At 52.8% G+C, this 25,852-nt stretch carries 22 protein-coding genes; 15 read left to right on the top strand and 7 right to left on the bottom strand.

The features are described 5' to 3' along the window. Window positions 1-77: 77 nt before the first annotated feature. Window positions 78-533, bottom strand: a complete 456-nt coding sequence (locus tag BM123_RS04395; protein WP_090165685.1) for a MarR family winged helix-turn-helix transcriptional regulator — start codon at window positions 531-533, stop codon at window positions 78-80. A 297-nt stretch (window positions 534-830) separates the two neighbouring features. Here BM123_RS04395 and BM123_RS04390 point away from each other — a divergent pair, with 297 nt between their 5' ends. The 4 genes from BM123_RS04390 to BM123_RS04375 all read left to right on the top strand — a co-directional run bounded on the left by BM123_RS04390 (window position 831) and on the right by BM123_RS04375 (window position 4,503). Continuing rightward, window positions 831-1,517: a LolA family protein gene (locus BM123_RS04390; RefSeq protein ID WP_090165683.1), complete on the top strand. Its 687-nt coding sequence runs from the start codon at window positions 831-833 to the stop codon at window positions 1,515-1,517. A gap of 90 nt (window positions 1,518-1,607) precedes the next feature. Further along, window positions 1,608-2,984: an NAD(P)H-binding protein gene (locus BM123_RS04385; RefSeq protein ID WP_090165681.1), complete on the top strand. Its 1,377-nt coding sequence runs from the start codon at window positions 1,608-1,610 to the stop codon at window positions 2,982-2,984. A gap of 126 nt (window positions 2,985-3,110) precedes the next feature. Continuing rightward, on the top strand, window positions 3,111-3,917 hold the full coding sequence (locus BM123_RS04380; protein ID WP_245748422.1) for an aldo/keto reductase: 807 nt from the start codon (window positions 3,111-3,113) through the stop codon (window positions 3,915-3,917). A 103-nt stretch (window positions 3,918-4,020) separates the two neighbouring features. After that, window positions 4,021-4,503: a GNAT family N-acetyltransferase gene (locus BM123_RS04375; RefSeq protein WP_090165677.1), complete on the top strand. Its 483-nt coding sequence runs from the start codon at window positions 4,021-4,023 to the stop codon at window positions 4,501-4,503. A 114-nt stretch (window positions 4,504-4,617) separates the two neighbouring features. Here the strand turns inward: BM123_RS04375 and BM123_RS04370 are convergent, their stop codons facing one another. From BM123_RS04370 to BM123_RS04360, 3 genes are all read right to left on the bottom strand, one after another. After that, window positions 4,618-5,883, bottom strand: coding sequence for a glutamate-5-semialdehyde dehydrogenase (locus tag BM123_RS04370; protein ID WP_090165675.1), 1,266 nt, complete (start codon window positions 5,881-5,883; stop codon window positions 4,618-4,620). A gap of 135 nt (window positions 5,884-6,018) precedes the next feature. Beyond that, window positions 6,019-6,804: a T9SS type A sorting domain-containing protein gene (locus tag BM123_RS04365; protein WP_090165673.1), complete on the bottom strand. Its 786-nt coding sequence runs from the start codon at window positions 6,802-6,804 to the stop codon at window positions 6,019-6,021. Between the two features lie 268 nt (window positions 6,805-7,072). Next, the gene (locus tag BM123_RS04360) at window positions 7,073-8,263 is read right to left on the bottom strand and encodes a mechanosensitive ion channel (RefSeq protein WP_090165671.1); all 1,191 of its coding nucleotides are present in this window, start codon (window positions 8,261-8,263) and stop codon (window positions 7,073-7,075) included. A gap of 271 nt (window positions 8,264-8,534) precedes the next feature. Between BM123_RS04360 and pheT the strand changes: the two genes are divergently transcribed. The 6 genes from pheT (at window position 8,535) to BM123_RS04335 (ending at window position 16,882) form a co-directional block, all read left to right on the top strand. Beyond that, window positions 8,535-10,982, top strand: coding sequence for a phenylalanine--tRNA ligase subunit beta (gene pheT / locus BM123_RS04355; RefSeq protein WP_090165669.1), 2,448 nt, complete (start codon window positions 8,535-8,537; stop codon window positions 10,980-10,982). A 126-nt stretch (window positions 10,983-11,108) separates the two neighbouring features. Then, window positions 11,109-12,257, top strand: coding sequence for an ATP-binding protein (locus tag BM123_RS04350; protein WP_090165668.1), 1,149 nt, complete (start codon window positions 11,109-11,111; stop codon window positions 12,255-12,257). A gap of 168 nt (window positions 12,258-12,425) precedes the next feature. Beyond that, window positions 12,426-13,100: a hypothetical protein gene (locus BM123_RS04345; protein WP_090165666.1), complete on the top strand. Its 675-nt coding sequence runs from the start codon at window positions 12,426-12,428 to the stop codon at window positions 13,098-13,100. A 290-nt stretch (window positions 13,101-13,390) separates the two neighbouring features. Continuing rightward, window positions 13,391-13,579, top strand: coding sequence for a hypothetical protein (locus BM123_RS23865; RefSeq protein ID WP_139211760.1), 189 nt, complete (start codon window positions 13,391-13,393; stop codon window positions 13,577-13,579). Between the two features lie 662 nt (window positions 13,580-14,241). Then, the gene (locus BM123_RS04340) at window positions 14,242-14,721 is read left to right on the top strand and encodes a peroxiredoxin family protein (RefSeq protein WP_090165664.1); all 480 of its coding nucleotides are present in this window, start codon (window positions 14,242-14,244) and stop codon (window positions 14,719-14,721) included. Continuing rightward, the gene (locus BM123_RS04335; protein WP_090165662.1) at window positions 14,708-16,882 is read left to right on the top strand and encodes a peptidase domain-containing ABC transporter; all 2,175 of its coding nucleotides are present in this window, start codon (window positions 14,708-14,710) and stop codon (window positions 16,880-16,882) included. The genes BM123_RS04340 and BM123_RS04335 overlap by 14 nt, the downstream gene beginning before the upstream one ends. Window positions 16,883-16,938: 56 nt before the next feature. Here the strand turns inward: BM123_RS04335 and BM123_RS23860 are convergent, their stop codons facing one another. Beyond that, a complete protein-coding gene (locus BM123_RS23860; protein ID WP_139211759.1) occupies window positions 16,939-17,178 on the bottom strand; it encodes a DUF4058 family protein in 240 nt (79 codons plus the stop codon). A 101-nt stretch (window positions 17,179-17,279) separates the two neighbouring features. Here BM123_RS23860 and BM123_RS04330 point away from each other — a divergent pair, with 101 nt between their 5' ends. The 3 genes from BM123_RS04330 (at window position 17,280) to rny (ending at window position 19,668) form a co-directional block, all read left to right on the top strand. Beyond that, window positions 17,280-17,585 carry a hypothetical protein gene (locus BM123_RS04330; protein WP_090165660.1) on the top strand — a complete coding sequence of 102 codons (306 nt, stop codon included), beginning with the start codon at window positions 17,280-17,282 and terminating at the stop codon, window positions 17,583-17,585. 3 nt (window positions 17,586-17,588) lie between these two features. Next, complete coding sequence (locus tag BM123_RS04325) at window positions 17,589-17,891, top strand: cell division protein ZapA (protein ID WP_090165658.1); 303 nt, start codon at window positions 17,589-17,591, stop codon at window positions 17,889-17,891. A 97-nt stretch (window positions 17,892-17,988) separates the two neighbouring features. Next, window positions 17,989-19,668 carry a ribonuclease Y gene (gene rny, locus BM123_RS04320; protein ID WP_090165656.1) on the top strand — a complete coding sequence of 560 codons (1,680 nt, stop codon included), beginning with the start codon at window positions 17,989-17,991 and terminating at the stop codon, window positions 19,666-19,668. A 174-nt stretch (window positions 19,669-19,842) separates the two neighbouring features. Here rny and BM123_RS04315 read toward each other — a convergent pair whose 3' ends face one another. Beyond that, window positions 19,843-20,721 carry an aldose 1-epimerase family protein gene (locus BM123_RS04315; protein ID WP_090165654.1) on the bottom strand — a complete coding sequence of 293 codons (879 nt, stop codon included), beginning with the start codon at window positions 20,719-20,721 and terminating at the stop codon, window positions 19,843-19,845. Window positions 20,722-20,820: 99 nt separating this feature from the next. Between BM123_RS04315 and BM123_RS04310 the strand changes: the two genes are divergently transcribed. Together BM123_RS04310 and dnaB are read left to right on the top strand one after the other, a co-directional pair. Next, the gene (locus tag BM123_RS04310) at window positions 20,821-23,130 is read left to right on the top strand and encodes a CotH kinase family protein (RefSeq protein ID WP_090165652.1); all 2,310 of its coding nucleotides are present in this window, start codon (window positions 20,821-20,823) and stop codon (window positions 23,128-23,130) included. A 388-nt stretch (window positions 23,131-23,518) separates the two neighbouring features. After that, window positions 23,519-25,060 carry a replicative DNA helicase gene (dnaB, locus tag BM123_RS04305; protein WP_090165651.1) on the top strand — a complete coding sequence of 514 codons (1,542 nt, stop codon included), beginning with the start codon at window positions 23,519-23,521 and terminating at the stop codon, window positions 25,058-25,060. A 44-nt stretch (window positions 25,061-25,104) separates the two neighbouring features. Here the strand turns inward: dnaB and BM123_RS04300 are convergent, their stop codons facing one another. Next, window positions 25,105-25,740 (bottom strand): DUF4230 domain-containing protein, encoded by a 636-nt coding sequence (locus BM123_RS04300; RefSeq protein WP_090165649.1) that lies wholly within the window; start codon window positions 25,738-25,740, stop codon window positions 25,105-25,107. Window positions 25,741-25,852: the final 112 nt, after the last annotated feature.

The raw sequence follows: 25,852 nt of genomic DNA, 5'->3' as shown, positions 1-25,852 counted from the left end.
ACGGTGTACCCATTTAAACTTTAAACGGGTTCGGTAAGAAACTTTAGTTAGCTAACTCCTCCACGCGTTTTTAATTGTTACTTAAGACGGGAAAGAAGCTCGTTTAACTGAACCACCTCCTCTGGCTTCAAGCGCTGAAGCAAAACCTCGTCTAATGCTTCCCGGCGGGAGTTAATCTGGACCAGCAGTTTCTGGCCAGCTTCCGTAATGCGAACCCGGTTGCTCCTGCGGTCATAGTCAGACGGAAACTTTTCAAGGTAATTTTTCTTTTCCAGACGATCAATAAGCCGACTGGCATCAGACATTTTGTCCGCCAGGCTTTCCCGAACCTCCTGAATCGATAACGACTCCGGGTTGCGGCTTTCCAGCGTCAGCAAAATGTTATACTGCTTGGGGGTGATCGCAAAGGGATCAAGAAATTTCCGAATATTACTGTTTAACCAACTTGCAGATTGAAAAAGGTTATAACGTAACTGCTGTAAGTTTGTCTCTTCACCGGATGTTTCACCAGCAGGATTCATATCAGAGATCATAAACGTTGCTTAAAAATATTATATTACTAATGCTTGTGTTGTTGCTGGACTTAGGTCACGTAAAAAAAAGAGAGCGGAGGCACTATTTCCTATTTCTGAGCCAACTCTAAAGGGTAGCTAAGGGCTTGATTCTCAATAAAAATAATATGTTCGAACAAACAAATAGTGCAGCCTATAACAATGTACACACTTATTTTGAATAGTTAAAATCTCAGGCTTTAACGACACATTAACCAAAGAGTTGACATCACTTGAGGAAGTAATGCGTTTAAGAGTATACCAATAACACAATTTGACATGCGCATTACTTTATTAGCCCTTGTTTTTGCCCTGTTTGCTTCCCTTTCTCTGGAGGCACAAGACAAACAGTACACCTCTACCAGTGATAGCGACCCCGAAGCCATTAAACTGGTCAACAGTCTGAGAAAAAAGTACGATGCATACTCAACCCTGTCTGCCGACTTCCGTCTGGACATCACCTTGCCCAATAATCCGATGGAGACGCAAAAAGGCGCCTTAAGTCGTCGTGGAGACGAAGTCCATTTCAAACTCGGAGATCAGGAAGGGATCATTAATGCAGAAGCGGCTTACCTGATTCAGCACGCAAACAAAGAAGTAATGATCAATAACCTGCCAGAAGACGGTGAGACTAACGGCATGCTGACCCCCCAAACACTCTTCAGCTTTTACGAAGGGGATAACTTTATTCTCGCCTTTCAGGGTGAAAAAGCCGTAAAAGGCCGCAAGCTGACGACCATTGAATTAAAGCCCGTTGATCGTGACAACAGTGAATTCACGAAGCTTCGTCTTTTGATTGACGCCGCTAAAAAAGAGTTAGTAACGGTAAAAGCCTTTAGCCGTGACGGGTCAAGTTTCGCTTTCCACCTGGATAAAACGAACGGCAACGTTGCCCTGGGGGATGAGGTTTTCACTTTCAACAAAGCATCCTACCCCGGTTACCATGTGGAAGATCTGAGGTTCTGATCTCCGGTCATTAGCCCTTCAGGGCTTTAAAAAAATTCTTTGAGCGGGGCCCGGCAAAACATTGCCGGGCCCCGCTCTCTTTAGAAGAGTATGCATCGTCCTACAGTCGTTATTGCCGGAGCTACCGGATTTATTGGTCGTTGGTTCATTGAACGGTTCCACGAGAAATTTCGCATCATCGCTCTGAGCAGAAGTGAGATGAAGCCGGAGGCTGGCTATGACAAAGCAGAGTGGCGGCAGGTCGAGTTATACTCCCTGAGTAGTACCGAAGCAGCGCTCCACGAAGCAGACTACGCCATCTACCTCGTCCACTCCATGCAGCCAACCACCCGCCTGCACCAGGGAAACTTTGAGGATACCGACTTGCTACTAGCCGACAACTTCGCCCGGGCCGCGAGAGCCAACGGGGTAAAGCAAATCTTGTTTATGGGCGGCATTCTGCCAGATTACGAAGCCGTAGAAGACATGAGCCGACACCTGCGCAGCCGGTATGAAGTGGAAGTAACCCTGGGAGCTACCGGCGTCCCCGTAACCGCGCTGCGGGCAGGAATCATTGTTGGTGCGGAGGGCTCCTCTTTCACCATGATCCGAAAGCTGGTAGAAAGATTACCGGTGCTCATCTGTCCGTCCTGGTGCCAGTCGGATACTCAGCCGGTAGAACTGGACGATGCCTTGCGGATGCTGGAGTATTGCATCGGCCGCGAGGAGACTTATCACCAACACTACGATATCGGTGGGCCAAACCCGACAACTTATATGGACATGATCCGCACAGTAGCGGATCTGCTCGGCAAGAAGAGAATCATCCGGCCGGTTCGGTTCTTCAGCCCCGGGCTGTCAAAATTCTGGGTTGCTCTGTTTACGGACACCAGCCGAGAATTGGTCTCCCCTCTGGTAGAAAGCCTGCGGCATGACCTGGTGGCCACCCCTAATAAATTACTGGATCAATTTCCTGACCGCAAAGATTTCCTCACGGCTGCCCGACGAGCACTCTTTGGGAAAGAAGAACTTCCCCCTCTGCCCGAGCGCGTACGCGGCCCCAAGGCAGAGCGAAATACCGTCCGGAGCGTTCAGCGATTGCCCAACCCAATGGGACATACGGCAACCTACGTTGCCAGAATTTATCAACGGTGGCTCCCCATTCTTTTCCGAACGCTGATTAACGTCCACAGCGAAGGAGACCTTTCCTCCTTCCGCATCGGGTCCACTACCCTTTTACAGCTACAGTTTATTCCGGACCGCAGCGACGATGACCGGCAGTTGTTTTACATTAATGGTGGCCGGCTCGTTCGCCGTAAAGACTACGGATGGCTGGAGTTTCGGCGGGTACTGAACGGAGAGTTCGTCATCTCCGCTATCCACGAATTCGTCCCGGCTTTACCCTGGTACCTCTATGTGATGACTCAGGCCAGAGCGCATACCATTGTGATGGATCGTTTTGGCCAGTACCTGAACCAGAAACCGTAAGGACAACTCGCGCAGGCTCCCCGGGGGAAAAGCCTCTATCCCCTGCTCTTCCAACAAAAAACTGCACCTGCGGCTGCGCCCAAACACAACCACGGGGAATATCCATGCGTTGCAGAACGTATGCAAATGATCACCCTTAACAACGGCCTGAAGATGCCCCAACTTGGCCTCGGCGTCTGGCAGGTAGATAATGGCCAGGAAGCCATTGACGCTATTCACTGGGCCGTCGATGCCGGCTACCGCCACATTGACACCGCCAAAGTGTACAAAAACGAAGAAGCCGTCGGCCAGGCACTAAGTACGGCTTCCGTCCCCCGCGATCAGGTATGGCTCACCACCAAGATCTGGAACGACGACATCCGTGCGGGCCGCACTACTGCAGCCCTGGAAGAATCTCTCCAGCGCCTGAAGACAGACTACGTGGACCTGATGCTTCTCCACTGGCCCGTCAATGGCTACGAAGCTGCCTGGAAGGAGCTGGAGCAAGCTTTGGTGGACGGCAAAGTGCGCGCTATTGGCCTGAGTAACTTTATGCCTGAGCACATGGCCGACATTCTGGAACAGGGTGAAATCCTGCCCGCCGTCAATCAAATTGAATACCACCCCTACCTCGTTCAGGCGGACACCATCAGTGAGTGTGATGCTCATGACATTGCCATCACGGCCTGGAGTCCACTCATGCAGGGTAAATTCAAAGAAGAGCCTCTCTTCGCAGAGATCGCTGCCAACTACGGCAAATCTCCCGCGCAGATTATTCTTCGCTGGTGCCTGCAAAATGATATCATTGTTATCCCCAAGAGCAGCAACCAGAGCCGCATAAAGGAGAACGGAAACATTTTCGATTTCGAAATTTCCGAAGAACACATGGTGGCGATCGATGAACTGGAACGCGGTCATCGATTTGGCCCCGATCCCTACAATTTCGACTTCTGACCGGAGGTGCCGTTTGGCCTTTCCATGATTTTTATTCACTTTGGGCTTCCTTTGAGCCTGGCTCAGATTAACATTCTGTTCTTTTTCCCTAGCCACCACCACTATGACGCTTAGCTTCAAACCACTTGAGAGTACCAGTACGGCCTTCTTTCACGAGATGTTCCATGCTTCTTTCTACACCCCTCCCGGGGAGGCACCCCTCACCTTTGAAGCTACCCGCTCGCCGGAGTTGAGGCGCTACTACGAATACTGGGGGCGGGAAGGAGACCTGGGCTTCGTTGCCATGCGCGGGGAAGAGCCCGTTGCTATCGTTTGGTCCCGACGCTTCGACCAGGAAGAGCCCGGGTATGGCTTCGTTAGTGCCGATGTACCTGAGTTTGGCGTTGCCGTAAAAAAAGGGATGCGGGGAGAAGGAATCGGCCAACAGCTAATGGATCATTTCCTGAATGCACTCCGGGAACGCGGAGACAAACAGGTTTCCCTCTCCGTTCATGGAGACAACCACGCCGCCCAGTGGTATCAGCGCATGGGCTTCCGAACGGTCGCCTTCGACGGGAAGACGATGACGATGGTGATGGATCTTTAAGTAGACGGTAGTCTGTAGTGATGTAGACGGTAGTCTGTAGGTGGTAGTCTGTAGACGGTAATCTGTAGATGGTACTTTATCGTTCTACAGACTACCGCTCTACCGTCTACAATACTACCTCACCTGTCCCTGTCCCTCCACCAGCCACTTATAACTGGTGAGTGCGACCAGCCCCATTGGTCCACGGGCGTGCAGCTTTTGGGTGCTGATACCAATTTCAGCGCCGAGCTCGAACTGCCCACCATCGGTGAAAGCCGTGCTGGCGTTGGCGTAGACGACGGCGGCATCGATTTCTCTCAGGTACCGTCTGATGTTGGCCTCGTTATTACTAACGATGGCTTCACTGTGCCGGCTACCGTAGCGCTCTACGTGGGCGATAGCTTCGCTGATATCGTCCACAACTTTTATGGATAACTTCATGCTGAGGAACTCCGTTCCGAAGCTTTCTTCAGTAGCCCGGTGAAGTAATACTTCGGGATAATGCCCGTCAAGAGAGGCATAGGCTTCTTCGTCAGCGAAGACTTCACAGCGGTGCTGCTGGCCCAGTTCTTCTAACAGCTGCGGCAGGGCGCTGGCGCAGGTGCGATGTATAAGTATACAATCAAGGGAATTACAAACACTGACCCTCCGGCTCTTGGCATTCGTAATGATGGTTTTGGCCCACTCCAGCTCTGCCTCCTGATCTACGTAGGTGTGGCAAATCCCCGCTCCCGTCTCAATAACCGGCACGGAGGCATTTGCCCGCACGAAGTCAATCAACCCCTGGCTGCCGCGGGGGATGATGACGTCCACCAGTCCGTCCGCTTCCAGGATGGGCTTCAGTGCTTCCCGCTCCGCCGGAGCGAGGTAGCAGGCAGCGGGTAGCCCACAGGCGGAGAGGGCCTCGTCGATGAGCTTTTTGATGGCCAGGTTACTGTCCCGGGCGTCCCGGCTCCCCTTAAGAGCGGAGGCATTACCGGCCTTCAGGTTGAGGGCGAACACGTCGAAGGTTACATTGGGCCGGCTTTCAAACACAATGCCCACTACTCCGATGGGGACGCTCACCCGGCGCAATTCCAGGCCATTGGCCAGGGTGGATTGCTCCAGCGTTTGGTCCAGCGGGCTGGGCAAAGCCGCCACCCGCCGCAGATCCGCGGCGATGGCCAGCAAACGCTCTTCGTTGAGCAGCAGCCGATCGTACTTCGGGTTCTCCGGATCCATCCGGGCCAGATCTTTAGCGTTGGCCCCGAGCAGCGGGAGGATATTTTTCTCCGTGAGTTCAGCCAGGGTCGTCAAACAATCGTTTAATCGCCCGGCGGGTAATCGGTTCAGCCCCGCGGCGGCGGCGCGGAGGTTGGCCAGTTCGGCCCGTACTTCGGTGGTAAAATTGGCAGCAATCATGGCCGTAAGAAAGTTCGTTGGGGAGAATTAGTTCCCAAAGATCAACCTTTCTTATCGAATACGGGCGGGCATTAAAAAGAGAAAGTCCAATGGCTACTTCCTTATAATCATTAGCCGTAAGCCATGGCTACCGTCTTACGCGCCAAACCGCCGGTGCAAGAGCCGCAGTGTTTTCAGCTTGTTGCCTGATTCATCGTAAATAGTAATCAGGTACAGTCCATCGGGCAGATCTTTGATCTCATAACCTGCCTTGCCAGCGGGCTGATCGTACTTCCGTAAACGATTGCCAAGTGCATTGGAAACTTCAACGCGGCCGAGCTTTGTCCCCGGAGGAGTTTCCACAAAGAAACGTTCCCGGGCCGGGTTGGGGAAAAGCCGGACGGTAGTTGCCACCGGTCTTGATTCCGAGGGAGCCGCAGTCTGACTACCCGTAGCGGGTGGATCACTGGCATCTACCTGCGGGCGACGCATGATCTTAGTGGAGAAAGTCCCCTTGGACAGGGTCTTACCCGGCACCGTTAAATCCGAAAAGAGAACCTCTACGGTTCCCATTCCACTAATTCCATCTGGTTGCAATACAACAACGAAGTTGGCGGACTCCCCGGGAGCCAGCCGTACCGGCCGACCATTTTCCCGCTCCGCCTCCGAAAGGACGTAAGGGGAGGTTCGCGCCCGACGAGAGAAAGTGCCGTAAGACCAGGCGTCCGGCTTCTTAGCAATACGTTGACTCTGCACGAGTTGAATCGTCCGGCGGGAAGTATTTGTTACAGTAACGGTAGTAATATCCTGGTAGTCCTCGTCGAGATCATCCACCAAAACCTCTTTCACCACATTGGCGGGCTCTACGCGCAAAACTTCGTTCTGCGAATAAATCCATCCACTAAAAGCTGTGATCAAAAGAAATAATAGTGCTTTTCTCATACTGGGGAACAAGTCATTCTGGGGTCGTGTAAAATTCTTACCGGCGCTACTCTATACCAAAGATAAGATTAGCAAAGATGGCATATTATTTTCAAGCGCCTGGAGCAATTTAAGGACACATCGTCTTTTTTAACCTTTGTCAACCCGTAAAAACGGAGAAACCCACCGAGCCATAAGGCCCGAGTGGGTTTCAGTACAACGAATCCGCCTTTCAGCACAAAATTATTTTATGGCAAAACGGCGAGGATCCGGTGATCGCTAAAGCTCCTTATTTGGTGGAGCTGTCATTATTGAATTTATCGAGGATGCGCTTCATCTGCTCACCGGCTGCTTCACGGCCGCCAAGACCGAAGGACAGCGCTACGGCAACCGCAACGGCCCCCAGAGTCAGGCCAAAGGCCAGGTTGACAATATCATCAGCAATTCCCATCGTACGTAAAGCAATGGCCAGGAAGAGACCCAGGATGACGATCCGTGCTAATGAAGCGATGAAGGTATCAGAACGTCCGCTTGACATTGTAGTGTAAGCAAGGTTCGCCAGGTAGTTACCAAGAGCGAGGATGACAAGGCCAAAGGCAATCTGTCCCGTCATTTCGAAAATTTGCGAAAGGATCTGGTTCAGCTGCGTGAACTCCAGGCGCTCCATTCCCGTGATGACACCTAGGAACATCAGGAAGAAGAAAGCAACGTTAGCCAACAGCTTGGAAAGACTGGTTCCTTCACCAATAACGGCGTTGAGCTGAAGCTTATCAGCCATATTATCCATACCCAGGCTGGCTAACAACTGCTGAAGCAGGCCGGTAACAAACTTACCACCAATGTAGAACAGACCGATAATAAGTACCGCGGCGATGATCCGTGGGATGGAAGAGATGAACATTGCCAGCATATCCTTAAGCGGATCCGTGATCGTTGTCATCTTCAGTGCATCAAGGGCAGCAATGAGAATGGGAATAAAAACGACGATGAAAACGACGTTCGTCAGAATTGAGGTGAGATTAATCTCTGCGCTCAATCCGGCCCGTTTCCCCAGGTTTTCCAGAAAACCAGCGGCCATACCAACCAGGCTGGAGGCAATTTTAGCAATGACGTAGCCAATGAAACCAATCAGGCCAGCGGCTACAAGGTTAGGGATGAAACCAAGGAACTGGCTCACCATATCATTAAGAGGATCAAGAATCTGCGTGAGACCCAAGGTCTCCATGGCCATCACCAGGACGATAACCATCACTACGTAGTAGACTATTTTCGAAATGGCCCGTTCTGGCTTCATCGTACTGCCTGCGTTGGCAGCAATCCGGTTGTCCAGCCCCGTTTTGTTCAGCAGTTTATAGGCTATCCGCTGCAGCAGCTTAGCGATGAAGTAACCGACCAGCAGGATAACCAGGGCGGCGAAAATGGTGGGTAAGCCTTCTCCCAGATTATCTATGAGGGTGGCTCTTAAATTGGAAAGATCCATAAATGATTAATTAGGTAGCGTTAAACCAAAGGTCAGGTGTGGACAAAATTGTCGTACCTGTCATTTAGACCGAAACGGTTCATAACCGTCACTTAGATTTTTTTCGTTAAGGTATTTTTAGACTACAAGCCTTTAATATTTGGTTACCAACACCTTATATATGTTTACCGAGAACATCCTTTCACACCTCTATAACATAGCTTTCCGTAGTTGCAAACGCCAACCCTTGGGTGGTTTTTAGAAATTTTACTCTTGTTATCTTTGCCGCCCTATGAAAGTATCCCTCAACTGGCTGCGCCAGTATCTTGATATCGATCTGGAGCCAGCCGCCATCGGTGAAGTACTTACGGGCACTGGCCTGGAAGTAGAAGGCATGGAGAAAGTAGAGTCCATCCCCGGCGGGCTTGCCGGTGTAGTGGTAGGTCACGTTCTGGAATGCGGGAAGCACCCCGGTGCCGACCGCCTGTCCCTCACCAGTGTAGACACCGGAGCGGGAGAGCCCGTTTCCATCGTCTGCGGTGCGCCTAACGTAGCTGCCGGTCAGCACGTAATTGTTGCCACCGTTGGAGCAATGCTCCACCCCATGAGCGGAGAGCCCTTTAAAATCAAGAAGGGAAAAATCCGGGGAGAAGTCTCCGCCGGGATGCTTTGCGCCGAAGATGAGTTAGGTCTGGGAGAAAGCCATGACGGCATCATTGTGTTGGATAAAGCCTATGCGCCCGGTACCCCCGCCGCGGAAGTCTTTGACCTCAAGGAAGATTACGTTTACGAGATCGGTCTTACCCCCAACCGCTCTGATGCCACCAACCACCTGGGGGTTGCCTACGATTTAGCGGCCGCCCTCAACGTTAATCACGGCAAAGAAGTAACCGTGAAGCGCCCGGACGTAAGCGCCTTTAAGGAAGGCAGCCAGCCGGCTATTAAAGTAAACGTTCAGGACCTCAGCCAGGCCCCGCGCTACGCGGGCCTCACCATTGAGAACCTGACCGTAGCCCCGAGCCCCGAATGGCTGCGTACCCAGCTGCTGGCGATTGGCGTTCGCCCGATCAATAACGTGGTCGACATCACTAACTTCGTTCTGCACGAGCTTGGGCAGCCGCTACATGCCTTTGATCTGGACAAGGTAGCCGGCAAAGAAATTCACGTAGAAAAACTAGCGGAAGGCACTACCTTCCTGAGCCTCGACGAGGTAGAACGCCAACTCAGCGCCGACGATTTGATGATCTGCGACGGCAATCACCAACCCATGTGTATCGCCGGCGTTTTCGGCGGAGCCAACAGTGGGGTAAGTGACAGCACGACCAGCATTTTCCTGGAAGCTGCCCACTTTGAGGCGGGCACGACCCGGCGCAGCAGCATGCGCCATACACTGCGGACGGATGCCGCCCGGGTTTTTGAGAAAGGCAGCGACCCCAACATTACGGTCTATGCCCTGAAGCGGGCCGCACTCCTGCTGCAGGAGCTGGCCGGAGGAAAAGTGACCAGTCAGTTACTTGACCTCTACCCCAACCCGATTCAGCCGCTCGAGATCACCGTTCGTGACCAGCGGGTGGTTGATGTCATTGGCGCAGATCTGGCGCGGACGCAGGTGCAGAGCATCTTGAAAAGCATGGGAATGGAGATCGTCTCCTCCGGAGCGGATAGCTTCGTAGTCGCGGTACCCACCAACAAAAGTGAGGTACTCCGGGAGATCGACGTCATCGAAGAAATTCTTCGCATCTACGGCTTCGATAATGTTCCGATTCCACAGATGATAACCACGGCGATGACCGTGGCTCCCAGTCCGGACCCGAACTACGTTCGGGAACTCACCGGCGACCTCCTGGCCGCCAACGGCTTCAACGAAATGATGGCCCTCTCCCTCGACGAGAGCCGCCACTACGGCGATGTCTCCGACGGCAAACAGCTCGAAGGCCTCGTCTACATCAACAACACCAGCAACGTTCACCTCGATGTGATGCGGCCCGGGATGCTGATGAGTGCGCTGGAAGCCGTAGCCCACAACCATAACCGTCAGCAGCAGGACCTGCGCCTTTTTGAGTTCGGCCGCTCTTATCACCTCGATGGAGAGAAATACAAAGAGGTTAACCACCTGACCCTGACCCTCAGTGGTCAGCGGCAGCCGGAAAGCTGGCACCCAAGCCCCAAAGGAAAAAACGAAGCGGGTTTCTATACCCTCAAAGCAGCCGTTGAGCTCGTGTTCCAGCGGCTCGGAATTGATAATTATCGCACTGCTGAAGCTCCCGCTGAAGGTTTTAGCTACGGCCTCCGCTACCACAAAGGCCCGATGGTCCTGGCTGATTTTGGCGCCGTCCATCCATTGCACCTGCGTGCGCGCCAGGTAAAATCTGACGTGTTCTTTGCGGACATCAACTGGGACAATGTCCTGCGTGTACTGCCCCGCAAGCCCGTTCAGGTCAAAACCCCGAGCAAGTTCCCGAGCTTGCGCCGGGACCTGGCCCTGATCGTGGACAAGCACATAACCTTCGCCGACGTGGAGCGCCTGGCCCGTAAAGCCGAAAAGAAACTCCTTACTGATATCAACCTCTTCGACGTCTACGAAAACGAAGAGCAACTCGGTGCCGGCAAGAAAAGCTACGCTGTCAGCTTCCAACTCGAGAGCGACGAGCAGACGCTCAATGATAAACAGGTGGATAAGGTTATGCGGTCTATTGAAGGCAGTTTGACTAAGCAGTTGGGGGCGGAGGTTCGGCGGTAGCGCTCGGCAACCTTTAGGCTGTTGTTTCACCGCCTTTATGCAAGTCACTGTTGCAAAATAAGTTAAATTAAGACTTAACTCCCAATTTTACGCGTAAAATTGGGAGTTAAGTCTTAATTTAGTGCTATGCATTTGATTCAACGAATACTGCTAAATAGCATAGCTTCCTTTCTACCTACCGACAAAGCTATCTTGATCCAGGGCAGTAGACAAGTCGGTAAAACAACCCTGATCGAGCAACTGACCGAGCGTTATCAAAAAATTCTATGGGTTAACGGAGATGACATTATAGACCGCGAAGATTGGAACGATATCGGCCGGGAAGCTTTATTGCGCCAGATAGCTCCCTACGACTGCATCGTGGTTGACGAAGCCCAACGGATTCATAACATAGGCCTGACGATCAAATTAATCATCGACGCCAAAGTAAATAAAGCTGTTTTCATCTCCGGCAGCTCCTCCCTGAACCTGAATTCAACCATCACCGAACCACTGACGGGGCGCAAATGGAGCTTCGAGCTCTTCCCGTTTGCGTACGGAGAACTCGAAACCGAACTGGGGATACGGGCTGCACAACGCCGGATACCGGACTTACTCGTTCATGGTGCTTACCCTGAAGTCTTTACGGCCACGAGCAGAAGCGAGCGCCGGCTAAGGGAAATAGCTTCTTCCTATCTATACAAAGACGTCTTAGAGTACGGAAATATCAAAAAACCGGAGGTTCTCGTCAAACTTCTGCGCGCATTGGCCTATCAGGTGGGGAGTACCGCAAGCATTCATGAACTCAGCAAACTGGTACGTGTAGATTCCAAAACCATAGACCGCTATATAGGTCTGTTGGAAGATAGTTACGTCCTGTTTCGCCTACCGCCACTGTCGACGAACCCGCGCAAAGAACTATCAACCTCCCGCAAGATTTATTTTTATGACAACGGCATCCGGAATGTACTTATCGATGACCTGCGCGCGTACGAAGGCCGCAACGACCGAGGAGAGTTGTGGGAGAATTACGTCATCGCCGAATTTAAAAAGGTGATCGCTTACGCCGGTCGCGGAGGACGGCTCTTTTTCTGGCGCAGTCGCAACGGCGCGGAAGTAGACCTGGTGCTTCAGGTAAACGGCCAGTATTTCGCTTACGAAATCAAAGCGAACCCCAAGAAGCACGGTCGTTTCCCCGCTAGTTTCCTCGAGGCCTACGCCCCGGAAGCGACGGCTACGGTCCACCCCGCCAATGTTGCTGACGTACTGTCGGAACTGCGGGAGCGGCTGGGGTGAGTCGTAGCGGTTTTGTGAGCGGAAAGCCACGGTATTGATCCCGCCACCACATTTTATCCCGAAATCAAAAAAAAAGTTTACCAAAAATTTGCATATATCGCCCGCCCCCCCATATTTGTAGGATATTAAACGTCACTACTTCTGTGGTGAACACCTATACTACAAATTGTGGAAACCTTATTTACTTCACAAACAGACAAAAATAACTTTCTCTCTGATCTTTTTTCGGTCTCGGGTTGGTTAATGTTCTTTTTGGCGGTAGCAGCAGGCTTCCTGAATATCTATTTGTTGCAGGAGTTCATTCTCACTGATGAGGTGTACCATAATACGCTCGGGGAACGCCTCGCTTATGATCGCATCGAGAAAATGCTTGATGGCCAACGGGCCTACGCATGGATCGCTTACGCGCTCATACCGTTAAGTGTGTTGTTGCAGGTGCTCGCCATCAGTGTTTGTTTGATGACGGGCGTTGTCTTGTCGCTTTCCAAGCTTAAGTTCAAGCAGGTGTTTCGCGTTACGCTGACAATGGTTAGCATAATTTCTGTTTTCCGTTTGATCCCCGTGTTGGTATTACTGATTCAGGGAGTAACGGTGATGGATGACTTGCTTACGAGTGATTACTACTCGTTGCTGGCTTTGGTAGACCGGGATAGCGTTGCGCCGTGGTTGCAAATTCCGCTTGCGGCGGTTAACGTTTTCCATGTGCTCTTGATCGCTGGCCTTATCGCTGGGTTGCGCTATTTTTCTAACAATAGTACGTCTTGGGCGGCTGTTGTTGGTTATGGAGGTGGGACTTTGCTTTGGTGGGTGGGGTTGATGTATGTGCAATTCGTTTTTAAGTAATGAGTTGTTTAATTCCTATTTTATGAAGAAATTAATGGTGTTTTTAATTGTTATGTTGGCTATGTTGTTGTCATACTTAGTCATCAAATGGATTTCACATGGAGATATTGAAGTCAGTGAGGTAATCACTGGCCTAGGAGCCTTTTTCTCTCTCGTGTCCCTAACAATATTCATTACGGCACGTATGAAGGATGCTTGATTCAGTCATGAGGTCAAAAAGTATAGCGTGTGCTTTTACACGCAAAATTCAGTTCAAGTATTTTGAATTGATAACTATTAATCTTAATTATATGAAATCGTTATCTTATTCCCAGGCTGTAAAAATAGAAGGTGGTAGTTGTGCTGCATCTATAGCCGGGTTTTATATCTCTATGGCTGGGTTTCTTATTGCTGCTCCGACAGCAGGTCTTGGCACAGTAATTTTAGGAGGTGTCGGCACTATGTTAAGTCTATATGGCGCTGGTGCATCTTGTAGTTAGTAGCTCTCACTAGGGCACAAACCAAAATGTAGCTCGACTGACTTGCTTAATCCAAGTGCCACTGCGCTGGGAAGGAGCAATCGCGGCAATTTGATTTGTGCCCTCTTGGTTTATTCTCTAACCCGATCACTGGAACTGCCGCTACGATTACGGCAGTAGTCACGGTTGGATGTTGAGCGGTAACAGCATCAACATAATTTGGATATGGTTGCACAGGTGCACACAAGACTATTTATGTGCATCTGTGCGACCTATTAAATCATCTACAAAATTAGCTGAGTCACCAGCACAAATAATTTTATCAATTCGATGAAGCCAATAAATATAATCGTCGCCGTTCTTTGTACTACAAGCCTAACTGATACATTCATATTTAGTAATGTTAGTTTAGGCTCTTTTATATTAATTCTTGTATTCATAATACGGCACCCATCCGTCAAGTCTGCATTAAATTTATCCGAATAACTTTTACGGGTTACAGTACTAAGTCTTTAGCACTATGGTGTCCCTTCTATCGAACTTTTCACTCACCAGTTTTGGGCTTGTAAAGACAGCATTTTTAATGCCAAAGCCAAGTGTTTATGAGGCCTACAAGGGGAAGTGTTAAGCGTTTAAGTGCGTTCAAAACCGGCTAACTGAAATCTTAATAAAAGTAACAGCCCATGTCTAACAGTTCGATTGCCCGCTCATTTCTTATTGCTTTTGTTTTTACCTGTGTAAGTTGTAGTAATGTGGAAAGCCAAGAGGAGTTTGATCATGATTTAGTGCAAATTCTCATTGAAGAGAATAGAGCATTAGGCCTATCAAATCGCATTTCCTCTTTCATCTCCCCCTCCTGCGAGCACTGCCACTACCAAACCCAGGCCCTCCTCTCCGACCACGACAAGAAGCCAGCAGGTTTACGTTTAGCTTTCATCGCCGACGTACACCCAGATTCATTGAAAGTCTTCGCTAGTAAATTCGAGTACGACACCGCAACCACCGCGTTTATCTGGGACGAAGAAGGCAAGTTGGCCCGAGAAATGGGTGTCACCAGCTACCCGACGATGTTCCTCTACGACACCGCCGGAGTACATCTGCAAACCATTGTCGGGGAAGCCAAGCCCGGCTACGTCTACAAGTTTTTCCATGACACCGAATAAAGCCCACGTCCGCCAGCAGGACCAAACGGACTGCGGCGTTGCCTGCCTGAAAGCCGCGTTGAACCATTTTGATCTATCCACGATTTCCTTCGAGCGGCTGCGGGAGCTAAGTGGGACGTCGCTGACCGGCACGACGATGCTCGGTTTGCTGCAAGCCGCAAACGAGGTCGGCATGACGGCCGAAGGGTTCGAGGCCGACCTGCCGAGCCTGAAAGAATGTACGGACCTTTGCGTTCTGCACATCGTAAAAGATGAAAAGCTGCTACACTACGTGGTGTACTACGGCTACGACGAAAAAACCGACCGCTTCCTGATCGGCGACCCCGCCAACCCGGCCACCGAGGAGTGGACGGAGGCGGAACTGTTGGAGGTCTGGCAAAGCAAAGCACTGTTGTTGCTCAAAAAGAACGCGGTAGCTGATGCGGTCGAAACGGAACGCCGCAGTCAGTGGGACTGGATCAAAGGGTTGGTCGAAGAGGATACCCCACTGCTTTCCATCGCACTGGTCATGGGCGTCGTGCTGGCGGTGCTCGGGCTGGCCACCGCTATCTTTTCTCAGCAACTTCTCGACAGCATTCTGCCGGAAGCAGACCGCAGCCGATTATTTGTCGGTGCCGGTTTATTGCTACTATTGCTGTTGGCGCGGGCGGGTATTCAGTATCTCCGGACGTTGCTGCTACTCCGGCAAAGTTTTGATTTCAATCTGCGCATCATCGACAACTTCTACGGGCGGCTATTGCGGCTGCCCAAGTCGTTTTTCGACAACCGGAAAACGGGTGACCTGATCGCCCGTATGAACGATACTCAGCGCATTCAACGTGCGGTATCGAACATTCTCGCATCGGTGGTGATCGATGCGCTGATGGTATTGGTCGCTTCCGGGGCAATCATCTGGTTCGACTGGCGGATCGGGTTGGTGAGCCTGGCGTGGTTACCGGTTTTTGGTATCATCGTGTACCGTTTTCATCCGCTCATCCTTGCCGGGCAGCGGGCGGTGATGAAGGGCTACGCGGCTAACGAGAGCAACTACGTCGATACGATTCAGGGTGTCGGGGTCATCAAGCTGCACGGTAAGGAAGGTGTTTTTAGCAAAATCACCAACGCCGTCTACCGGATGTTTCAGGACGCAGCACTGGCGTTGGGCAAGGTGGCCATCCGTTACCAACTGTGGGCGCAGGCTACTTCCGTGTTATTCGTCGTCGGCATCATCCTGTGGAGTGCGGTCAAGGTGCTGCACGAGGACATGACGACGGGAGAGTTGATTGCTATTCTCCAGATGGTCGGTCTGCTGATGGCTTCGGCCACTACGCTGGCCTCGGCCAACATCCAGTTACAGGAGGCGCGGGTTGCCTTTGACCGGATGCACGAGTTCGTCAGCATCCCCAGTGAGGCGGAGCGGGAAACGCACCAACCCCGCTCGCTGACGGATCGTTTTGAGGAACTGCGAGTGGAAGGGCTGATGTTCCGCTTCCCCGGCCGCCCTCTGCTGCTGAAGGACGTAAACTTTCGGGTGCGGCGCGGCGAGTGGGTCACGCTGATGGGGGAAAGCGGTATGGGGAAATCCACGCTGCTACAACTGCTACAAAAATTCTACACTCCGGAAGGTGGGTCGGTCAAGATCAACGGCATCGACTTCGACCTGCTCGACTTTGCGGACTGGCGCACCCACTTGGGTGTATTGCCGCAGGAGATCAAGTTGTTTAACGGCACGGTGCTCGACAACATCCTCGTCGGGGAAGCCCCGGAGTCCCCCGCTGATCTGGAAGCGATGCTCAAAGGTTACGGGCTCGACGATTATTTTATGCAACTACCAAATGGCTACGCGACCATCGTCGGGGAGCAGGGTATCAATCTCTCCGGAGGGCAAAAACAGATATTAGGGATCGCCCGCGCTCTGTGGCGAAAGCCCTCATTGCTCCTCCTCGATGAGCCTACTGCGGCACTTGATCGAAATACGGAGGCTTTTCTGCTGTCTTTGCTAAGCAAACTAAAGGCAGATATGGGGATCTTGGTGCTCACCCATCGACTATCTACCGCGCGGCAGAGCGATAAAATTTTTGTGCTTGAGGACGGAGCTACGCTCGTCAGCGGTAATCATCGGGAGTTGCTGGACCACAAAAATAATCTGTACGCATTGGCCTGGGGTGATCTTATGGTATAGCTCCATTGCTCAGCCCCGACCTCCCCCTGGCACCTGCGTCCGCGCCCAATAAATTTTTACAAAAATGCCCGCAAAGCATCCAGTTCATCCTCCGCTAAAGCCGGCCGGAGCATCTCAAGTTCCTCTACCCTCCGCTTAGGGTAGGTGCTGTAAGCATACAGTTCGGTGAAGGCACGCTGTAGGTCCAGCACAACGGGGCGATCGAGGGGGTTGAGCGGAATGGGTATGGTTGGTAGTTGGTCCTGTACGCCAAATTCCCATACCGAGGCTGGCCCGGGCTGGGCAACGTTCGCAATCTTCCCATCTACTTATCATTAATCATCAAATCGTAGTATCTTGTGCCAGATATATAGCTAACAAGCAAACACTAGCTATTAATACCGAAACTCAAACCCAAATGGAACCTCTAGCCTTACTAGATGGTCTTGAAATAAAACTCCGGCAACTTAGCGCCGCCGCAGACCGCCAACGGGCGGACTATGAGCGGGTAATAGCCGAAAATCAACAACTAAAGCGGGAGCTTGATCGCCAAACTGGTATCGTGAGCTCGCTAAAGGATAAATTAGAACGCAGTCATCTGGTCACCGATGAGGCGAATGAAGGCTCCGGGCCTTCTGTCTCCGCTACCGATGATCAACGGGCAACTATCGAATTTTGCATTCGCGAAATTGATCGATGCCTCGACTGGCTGCAACGGAACTAAACTATGGCACAACAAGGCCAGGAAAATAATCCCATCATCGTGGTCATCGCCGGCCGCCCCTACCCTCTCCGCGTTGCGGCCCGGGATGAGGAAGGTCTGCGGGTACTCGTCTCTGAAATCAATGATCGATTCAATGATTTCCAGGTGAAGTACAGCGACCGTGACAAACAGGACTGCCTGGTCATGACCTTGCTGACCTACGCAGACGAACTTCGTAGCGCCCGCAATATGGCCAACACCTCCCAGGGCGGCGAACTCGCCAAACGACTGGAAGCACTTAACGTGCTGGTGGAAGGTATGCTGTAGTAAATCTTTAACCTCCGGGTTGATAGAATGCTCCGTTCAAGTTTATCTTTTGTTGATTTTTTTGGGTTCTTTTTTAACTCATTATAATCGTTAAACAATGGATATTATATACGCGGTTGCCGCTCTGGTAATCGGTGTCATTGGCACCTACTTTGTAGTTGGTGGCAAGCAAAAACAAGCAGGTGCGGTTCAGGACGAGTCGCATAAGCGGGAAGCCGAGAAAATTCTGGCGGAGGCTAAGTTAACCGCAGAAAAGACCGTTAGCGAGGCTAAGCTTAAAGCGGAGAAGACCTTCAACCAATTCAAAGAGAAGCAGGAAGCCTTTAAGCAGGAGAAAATTAAGGAGAGCCGGGCTAAATTCCAGCGCTTCAAAGATGAATTCAAGCAAGAGAAAGCGGATGAGCTCGTAGAGCTGAAAGAAAAGCGGCAGGCCCTTAAGGAGGAAGCCGCCAGCATGAAAGAAGAGCGCACGGGCTTCAATGCGGAGCGCGCCGAAATCGCTAAGCAGCAGAAAGCGCTGGTACAAGAAGAGCAGAAGCTCAACGAGCGTAACAAGACGCTGGATCAGGAACTGGCCCTGGCCCGCAAGAAGCAGGAGGAACTGGATACTCAGCACGATCGCTTCACCAGCGAACTGGAAAAAATCGCTGGCCTCAGTCAGGCCGATGCTAAGGCCCGCCTGCTGGAGGAAGTAAAAAACAAGACAGCCAACGAGGCCCTCAACCTGAAGCGCGAGCTACTCGAAGAGGCCAAAACCGATGCCGCAAAGGATGCCCGCAAAGTCGTCATCAACACCATCCAGCGGATGTGTGCCGAAATGACCATTGAGAATACGGTATCTGTTTTCCCGCTGGACAATGACAACGTGAAGGGGCAGATCATTGGCCGCGAAGGACGTAACATCCGCGCCATCGAATCTGCCACCGGCGCTGAGCTGGTCGTTGACGACACCCCGGAGACCATCGTGATCTCGAGCTTTGACCCCATTCGCCGCGAAATTGCCCGCCTCTCCCTGAAGCGACTCGTCAGCGACGGCCGCATCCACCCTGCCCGGGTAGAAGAAGTGGTCAATAAGGTAAAGAAAGAACTCAAACAGCAGATCCAGGAAATTGGTCAGAAGACCGTCGTTCAGCTCGACATCCACGGCTTACCGTCTGAACTCGTTCGCTACGTTGGCCGGATGCGCTTCCGGAGCAGCTACGGACAGAACCTGCTCAAACACTCCATCGAGACGGCACACCTTTGTGCTACCATGGCCGCAGAGATGGGCCTCAACAAAAAGCAGATCAAACTGGCCAAACGCGCCGGCTTGCTGCATGACATCGGTAAAGTAGCCGAAGAAGATACCGAGCTGAGCCACGCCCTTTACGGCAAAGCTCTCTGTGAAAAGCTGAAGGAAAACCCTATTGTGGTAAATGCCGTTGGCGCCCACCACGATGAGATTGAGATGAACAACATCATCTCGCCCATCGTCCAGGCCTGTGATGCCATCAGTGGCGCCCGGCCGGGTGCCCGCCGGGAAATCCTCGACGGTTACATCAATCGCATCAAGGAGCTCGAAACGATCGCTAAGAAGAATCAGGGCGTCACCTCCGCCTTCGCCATGCAGGCGGGTCGGGAGCTTCGCGTCATCGTGGAAGCCGACAAGGTGAGCGATCAGCACGCTGATGAACTGAGCTTCAAGATCAGCCAGGAAATCCAGGAATCCATGCAGTACCCCGGCCAGATCAAAGTGATGGTTATCCGGGAGAAGCGGGCGGTGGCTTTTGCGCGGTAGTGCATAAGGTCGTCCGCCGGGCGAAGCAGAATTTCCCCTGAAAGGAAAGTAGAATAAGGTAAAGAGCCAGTATCCAAATGTTTTGGGTACTGGCTTTTTTAGCCGTCGACCGGCTTGTAACGATAGCGGAGGACGTTCGCCGGACTTGGGTAGCAGACCACCGATTTGGGGTTTCTACAAAACCTTAATATCATAACTCATCTCATAGGTCTGCCCCGGCTCCAGTTCTATGAGCCCTTCTTTGTTCATAAACTGCCCCCCGGTTGCCGGCGTATCCGCCAGTCCGATCCAGGGTTCAATGCAGACGAAATCTCCGTTCGGCTTGGCCCAGATGCCCAGGTGGGTCCAGCCGGCGTAGTCCATTTTCAGGACCGGGCCGGTAATCTTACTCTCCAGCGTAATGCTACGGGAGCTAAGATCTTTAAAGACGAGCGCGTCTTTAGCAAAAAGCTCGTGCGTAAGGGGCAGAATATTTCCGTCTTGCCAGGGCACTGGCCGGGTAACATCACCAACCGTCCCGTTGGGCAAAACGGAATAACGACCAGCGGCTTCTTTGTGCTCAAAGCGCAAAAAGTAATCGCTGTAGTCTTCTCCATCAATAAAAGGGACACGAAAAGCGGGGTGCGCACCGAGATTAAAAAACATGGGCTTGTCGTCCACATTCATGACCTCATGATAGACGATGATGTGTTCGTTACGCAGCCGGTAGGTGATGCGAAAGTCAAACTTATAAGGATACAGCTTCAGCGTTTCTTCACTGTAGCAGAGCCGGAAAGTCAGCCGGTCTTCCGAGTGATAAAACAGCTCCAGGTTGGGGTTATTACGCACCATACCGTGCTTCGGGATGCGGTATTCCTGCCCGTCGATCATCGTCTTCCCATCAGCCAGCATGCCAATAATCGGGAAAAGAACCGGTGCGCTGCTGCCCCACACATCGGGGTCAGCCTGCCAAACGTATTCCCGCCCCGAATCAAGGTTTACAATACTGGCGAGTTCGGCTCCGATTTCGTTGATGGAGATGCTCAGGCGATGGTTTTCGAGGGCGTGGCGCATATGTTGTAGTTGGACTTACGGCGCTAAAGATAGAAAAGTCAGCGGGCATCGTTACCTTACTGTTGCTACGGCGTTTTTCAGGCCTGAGATTCCTTCCCCTTGTCCCTACGATACCACTTCTCCAAATACTTATTTTGCTTCCTGCTGCTCGTTTTTCCGGGCGCGGGCGCGGGTGCAATGGAAGGGATGCAAGAGCAGTGTCACCCCACGGCAGGCTTTTATGCTTCGCCCATCGATGTTTCCCTCCCGGTGGGCGTTAGGTATACACTCAATGGGAGTACGCCCACGGCGGCTTCGCCCATCGCAGATGGCGCTTTCAGGCTTACCCAAACCACCGTCGTTCGTTACGCAGCTTTCACGCCTGCGGGCAAGGTGGATGGCTTCATTCATGGTGCAACCTATTTCATCGCCGAGCCTGACACCCGGCTTATGACCCTGAGCATCGCCATCGACGACTGGCGACTCTTCAATGGCACCAATGGCTGGTTCAGGGCCGGCCCCGGGGCCGACCCCGGCCACTGGAAGCAACCCGGTGCGAACTGGTGGACGAAGCGGGAGCACCCCGCTCACTTCGATCTCTTCGAGGCCGACGGAGCGCTCGTCCATTCTTCCACCGTCGGCTTCCGGATGTTCGGCGGCATGAGCCGCCTGCATCCGCAAAAGTCCTTTTCCCTCTCCGCCCGAAAAAAATACGGCCAAAAGCGAATTAAACACGACATTTTTGAGGGCGCATCCGGCAAGTCCTTCCAGTTTCTGGTAGCCCGCAACGGTGGCTCCGACTGGGGCCGCTCTTACGTTCGCGATGCGCTGCTGACGGGCTTATTGAAAGACGAAAGCTGGGACCTCGACCACCAGGCCGGCCGGCCCGTCCAGGTCTACCTCAACGGAAAATACTGGGGCATCTATCACCTGCGGGAGAAAATCAACCCGCAGTTCATTGCCGACCGGCATGAGATTGCAGATAAAGACAAGATTGACCTCCTAGAACATCAGGAAACCGTTAAGCATGGCCAGCTGGGTAACTACCGCAAACTGGTCCGCTTCATCGAAAACAATGACCTAAGCAAGCCGGCTAACTACCGCCGCATTCAGGAGTGGATGGACGTAGACAACTACCAGCGCTTACAGATCGCCCAGACTTATTTTGACAACCGGGATGCAGGCGGCAACATCCGCTTCTGGCGCGACCGAAGTGACCCCGAGAGCCGCTGGCGCTGGATTTTATACGACGTAGACCAGGGTTTCGGCCTCCACGATCCTACGGCGTACGAGAACAACAGCCTGGCCTTCTACACGGAAGCCAACGGGCCGAGCTGGCCCAACCCGCCCTGGTCTACCTTGCTGCAACGACGGTTACTGGCTAACCCCGGCTACCGCCGGGGCTTCGTCAACCGGAGCCTGGACTATTTAGCGACGGACTTCCGGGCGGAGGTGGTGCTGGCCGCCATTGAGCGGCGGCACGCCGGCCTGGCCTACGATATGCCCCGGCAGCTGCAACGCTGGAAAGGAAAGTCGAAGAACTGGGACATTCACTTCGAGCGACTACGCACCTTCGCCCGGGAGCGCCCCGCTCACCTGCGCGAGCAACTGCGCACCTTCTTCGCAGGGGGCGCTGACCGGGAGGTAAGCATCATAGCTACCGCCGGGGGCTACGTAACCTTAAACCACAACATCACCGTTGACGAGGAAAGCTTCCGTGGCCGCTATTTTGAGAACTTCCCCCTGCACCTGCGCGCCGTCGCCCACCCTGGCTTCCGCTTCGTCGAATGGGAGGGCCTCTCCGCCAAAACCCCGAGTAGCGAACTCTCACTGGGCAATGACCGGGAGGTCAAAGCCATCTTTGAGCCCTTCACCCACCCACTGGCTGACGTTGTGATAATCAACGAAATCCGCCCGCGCGGCAAAGCCGGCGGCGACTGGCTGGAGCTTTACAACCGCTCCACCGAAAGCGTCGAGCTGCTCGGCTGGCAAATTTCCGACGGCCACCACACCACCCGCTTACCCAATGTCACCATCGGCCCAAATGATTACCTCGTCATCTGCGAAAAAGAAGCCGACTTCCGGCGGGCCTACCCTGCCGCCCACATGGTCGTTGGTGGTCTTGGTTTCGGCCTCGATAAAGACGGAGAAACCCTTGGCCTCTACGGCCCCCTCGGCGGCTACGTTAATCAGGTAACCTACACTATTGCGGATCCTGACACTTCCTTCGTGCACGCTCTCGTTTTACCCGGACTTGATAATACCGATATCCGCCACTGGGCCACCCAGTCCGGCAGCGGAACCCCTTGCGCCGCCAACCCCGACTATCTGCAAACCGCCGTCGTTACCCAACAGGACTACTGGCTGCGGATCGGGATCGGGGTTGGGGTGTTGTTGCTGATTGTGGTGGTTCGGTCACGGGTGGGGTAAGTACTCGTTTGTCATACCAATATCGATTACTCCTGAATTCTACTTCGGTCGCGTCCCAGATTCATCCGACCAAAAATCTTCTTGTCGGGCTACCGCCCGCCGAAGATTTACTGTTCCGATGAACGGGGACTGATAGCACCCGCTCGTCGGAACGCTCGAAGACGGCGCGTAGCGCCCGTCCGAGGCGGTCGGAAGAGTCTGGTGCGAACTCTTCTAAAGTACCCTTCATCCCATAATCTCCATCAATACAGCAAATTTCACCCTTTTCCACCGTTCCTAACAGTCTTCTCCACCGCTTTCCACATCGTTTTCCAGCCCTTTTTCCACCACTTTTTGTAGGAACTTTTCCGCTTTGGCAACTCACCTCTCCTTACCTTTGTAAACAGACATGGCCAAGAACAAAATCCAAGACCGGCGAGACAATGCTTCCGGACCCGCGTATTCCAACCGCTCGCGCCTTCGGGAAGCGAACCTCCCTGAATACAGCAAACTCCCACCCCAGGCTCCCGATCTGGAGGAGGCCATCCTGAGTGCTATTCTCATTGAGAAAGAAGCTATGACGAAGGTGCTCGACATCCTCGCTCCGGAGTCTTTCTACAAGCCCGCTCACCAGGCCATCTATCGTAGCATGCGCCGTCTGTTTGAGCGCAGCCAGCCCATTGACCTTTTGATGGTGATGGAAGATTTGAAGAAGGCCGAAGAGCTGGAAGTTATCGGTGGCGCGGCCTATCTGGCCCAATTGACGAGTAAGGTAACCAGCTCCGCCAACATCGAGTACCACGCGCGGATCGTGACGGAGAAATTCATCCAGCGCGAACTCATCCGTACCAGCACGGAGGTCATCAAAGAAGCCTACGAAGACAGTACAGATGTGCTGGACCTGCTGGACAAAGCCGGCAACTTCGTCTTCGAGATCACCGAAAAAAACATGGGCAAGCAGGTGGCCGATATGGGCTCCCTGGCCAACCAGCTGCTGGAGCAGCTCACTATGCTGCGGGACAAAGAGGATGGTCTGACGGGAGTACCCACCGGCTTCACCGAGTTGGATCGATTAACCTCCGGCCTGCAGCCTTCTGACCTCATCATCATTGCCGCCCGTCCGGCCATGGGTAAGACGAGTTTCGTGCTTAGCCTGGCCCGCAACGCGGCGGCGGAATACGGCAGGGGCGTTGCGCTCTTCAGTCTGGAGATGAGTGCCGCCCAGCTGGCCGGCCGTATTTTCAGTCAGGACGCCGAAGTCAACGGCCAGAAGATGCGTAACGGTAAGTTTACCGACGACGAGTGGGAGCGCCTCGTAGATGCCATGAACCGCATCGGCGAAGCACCAATCTACATCGACGATACAGCCGGCATCAACGTTTTCGAGCTACGCGCCAAATGCCGTCGCCTCAAACTGGAAAAAGACATTTCGATGGTCATCATCGATTACCTGCAGCTGATGTCCGGCACCGGAGAATCCAACAAAGGGATGAACCGGGAGCAGGAAGTCTCCGGTATCAGCCGGGCGCTGAAGGGCTTAGCCAAAGAACTGGAGGTGCCCGTCATCGCCCTCTCACAGCTATCGCGTGCAGTAGAGACGCGGGGTGGGGATAAGCGACCGCAGTTGAGTGACTTGAGGGAGTCGGGGTCGATCGAGCAGGATGCCGACATGGTTATGTTCCTCTACCGCCCCGAATACTACGGAATCGAAGAGGACGAGCAGGGCAACTCCCTGAAGGGCACCGCTACCGTCATTGTGGGTAAAAACCGTCATGGTGAAGCAAAAGATATTCGCCTGGCCTTCCAGAATGACTTCGCTAAATTCAGTGACCTCGATGATCCGGACTTTAACCTGCTGCCAGACGATGCGATCTCCAGCCAGTCAGGACCAGCTTACGGCTCAACGACCATCCCGTCCAAGATGAATACGGATGAGGATATTCCTTTTTAGGGAATGGGGAATGAGAGAATGCGGGAATGTTTGCCCCTCCCTCATCAATTCTCTCCTTCAACAATTCTCTCCTTCTCTCTCCCCTCCACTTCCACCGTAAAGCCGGAGGCTTTCGCCAGCAGCTCAATCGTCTCGATCAGGCCGTTACCCTGCTGCCGGGCTTCTTCCACCAGGTGGCTTTCCAGGGCTTTGTCATGCAGGCGGGCTTTGGCCCGCTCGTTGAGTTTACTGTAATCGTCGGAGGAGAAGACATTCCACCAGCTTTCCTTCACGTGCTTGAACTTGACTTGGTGGTCAATGGCCAGCACCTCAGGCTCCGGCAAATTGCTGATGCGCAGGGTCCGGCTTTCCTCATCGATGTCCAGCCGGACTTCTTCCAGGTCATAGCCCACCAGCACCTTCCCGCTTACCTCTACGGCCGCTTCCTTCACGAAGGCAATCGGCGTAGGCAGCGGCAGGTAGAGGGTGTAAGTTTTGGTTTGCTTCGAGTCGAAAATCTCCGCAATATCGCCTTCTACCGTCACCAGCTTCATCACCTTACGGACTTGCTGCAGCAGGATGGTAGATTGCTCCTCCGTGCTCAGTTCCGGACTACGATCCCGGCTAAAACCCCAGAAGGCGGCCATGCCCAACAGGAAGGCAATGACAACGGCAATCAGGGTTGTTGATAACTTTTTCATATCCGTAAGTTAAGGGAAGCTCCGAAAGAAGAGCTCTAATACTCGACGAGCAGTATCTTCAGGTAGCCAAAAGAATCTCTCGGGGCTATTTCTGTAACACCTCCAAAGTGCA

The sequence above is a fragment of the Neolewinella agarilytica genome (assembly GCF_900110645.1).
Classification (GTDB): Bacteria; Bacteroidota; Bacteroidia; order Chitinophagales; family Saprospiraceae; genus Neolewinella; species Neolewinella agarilytica.
This window is presented reverse-complemented; position numbering and strand designations above follow the sequence as displayed.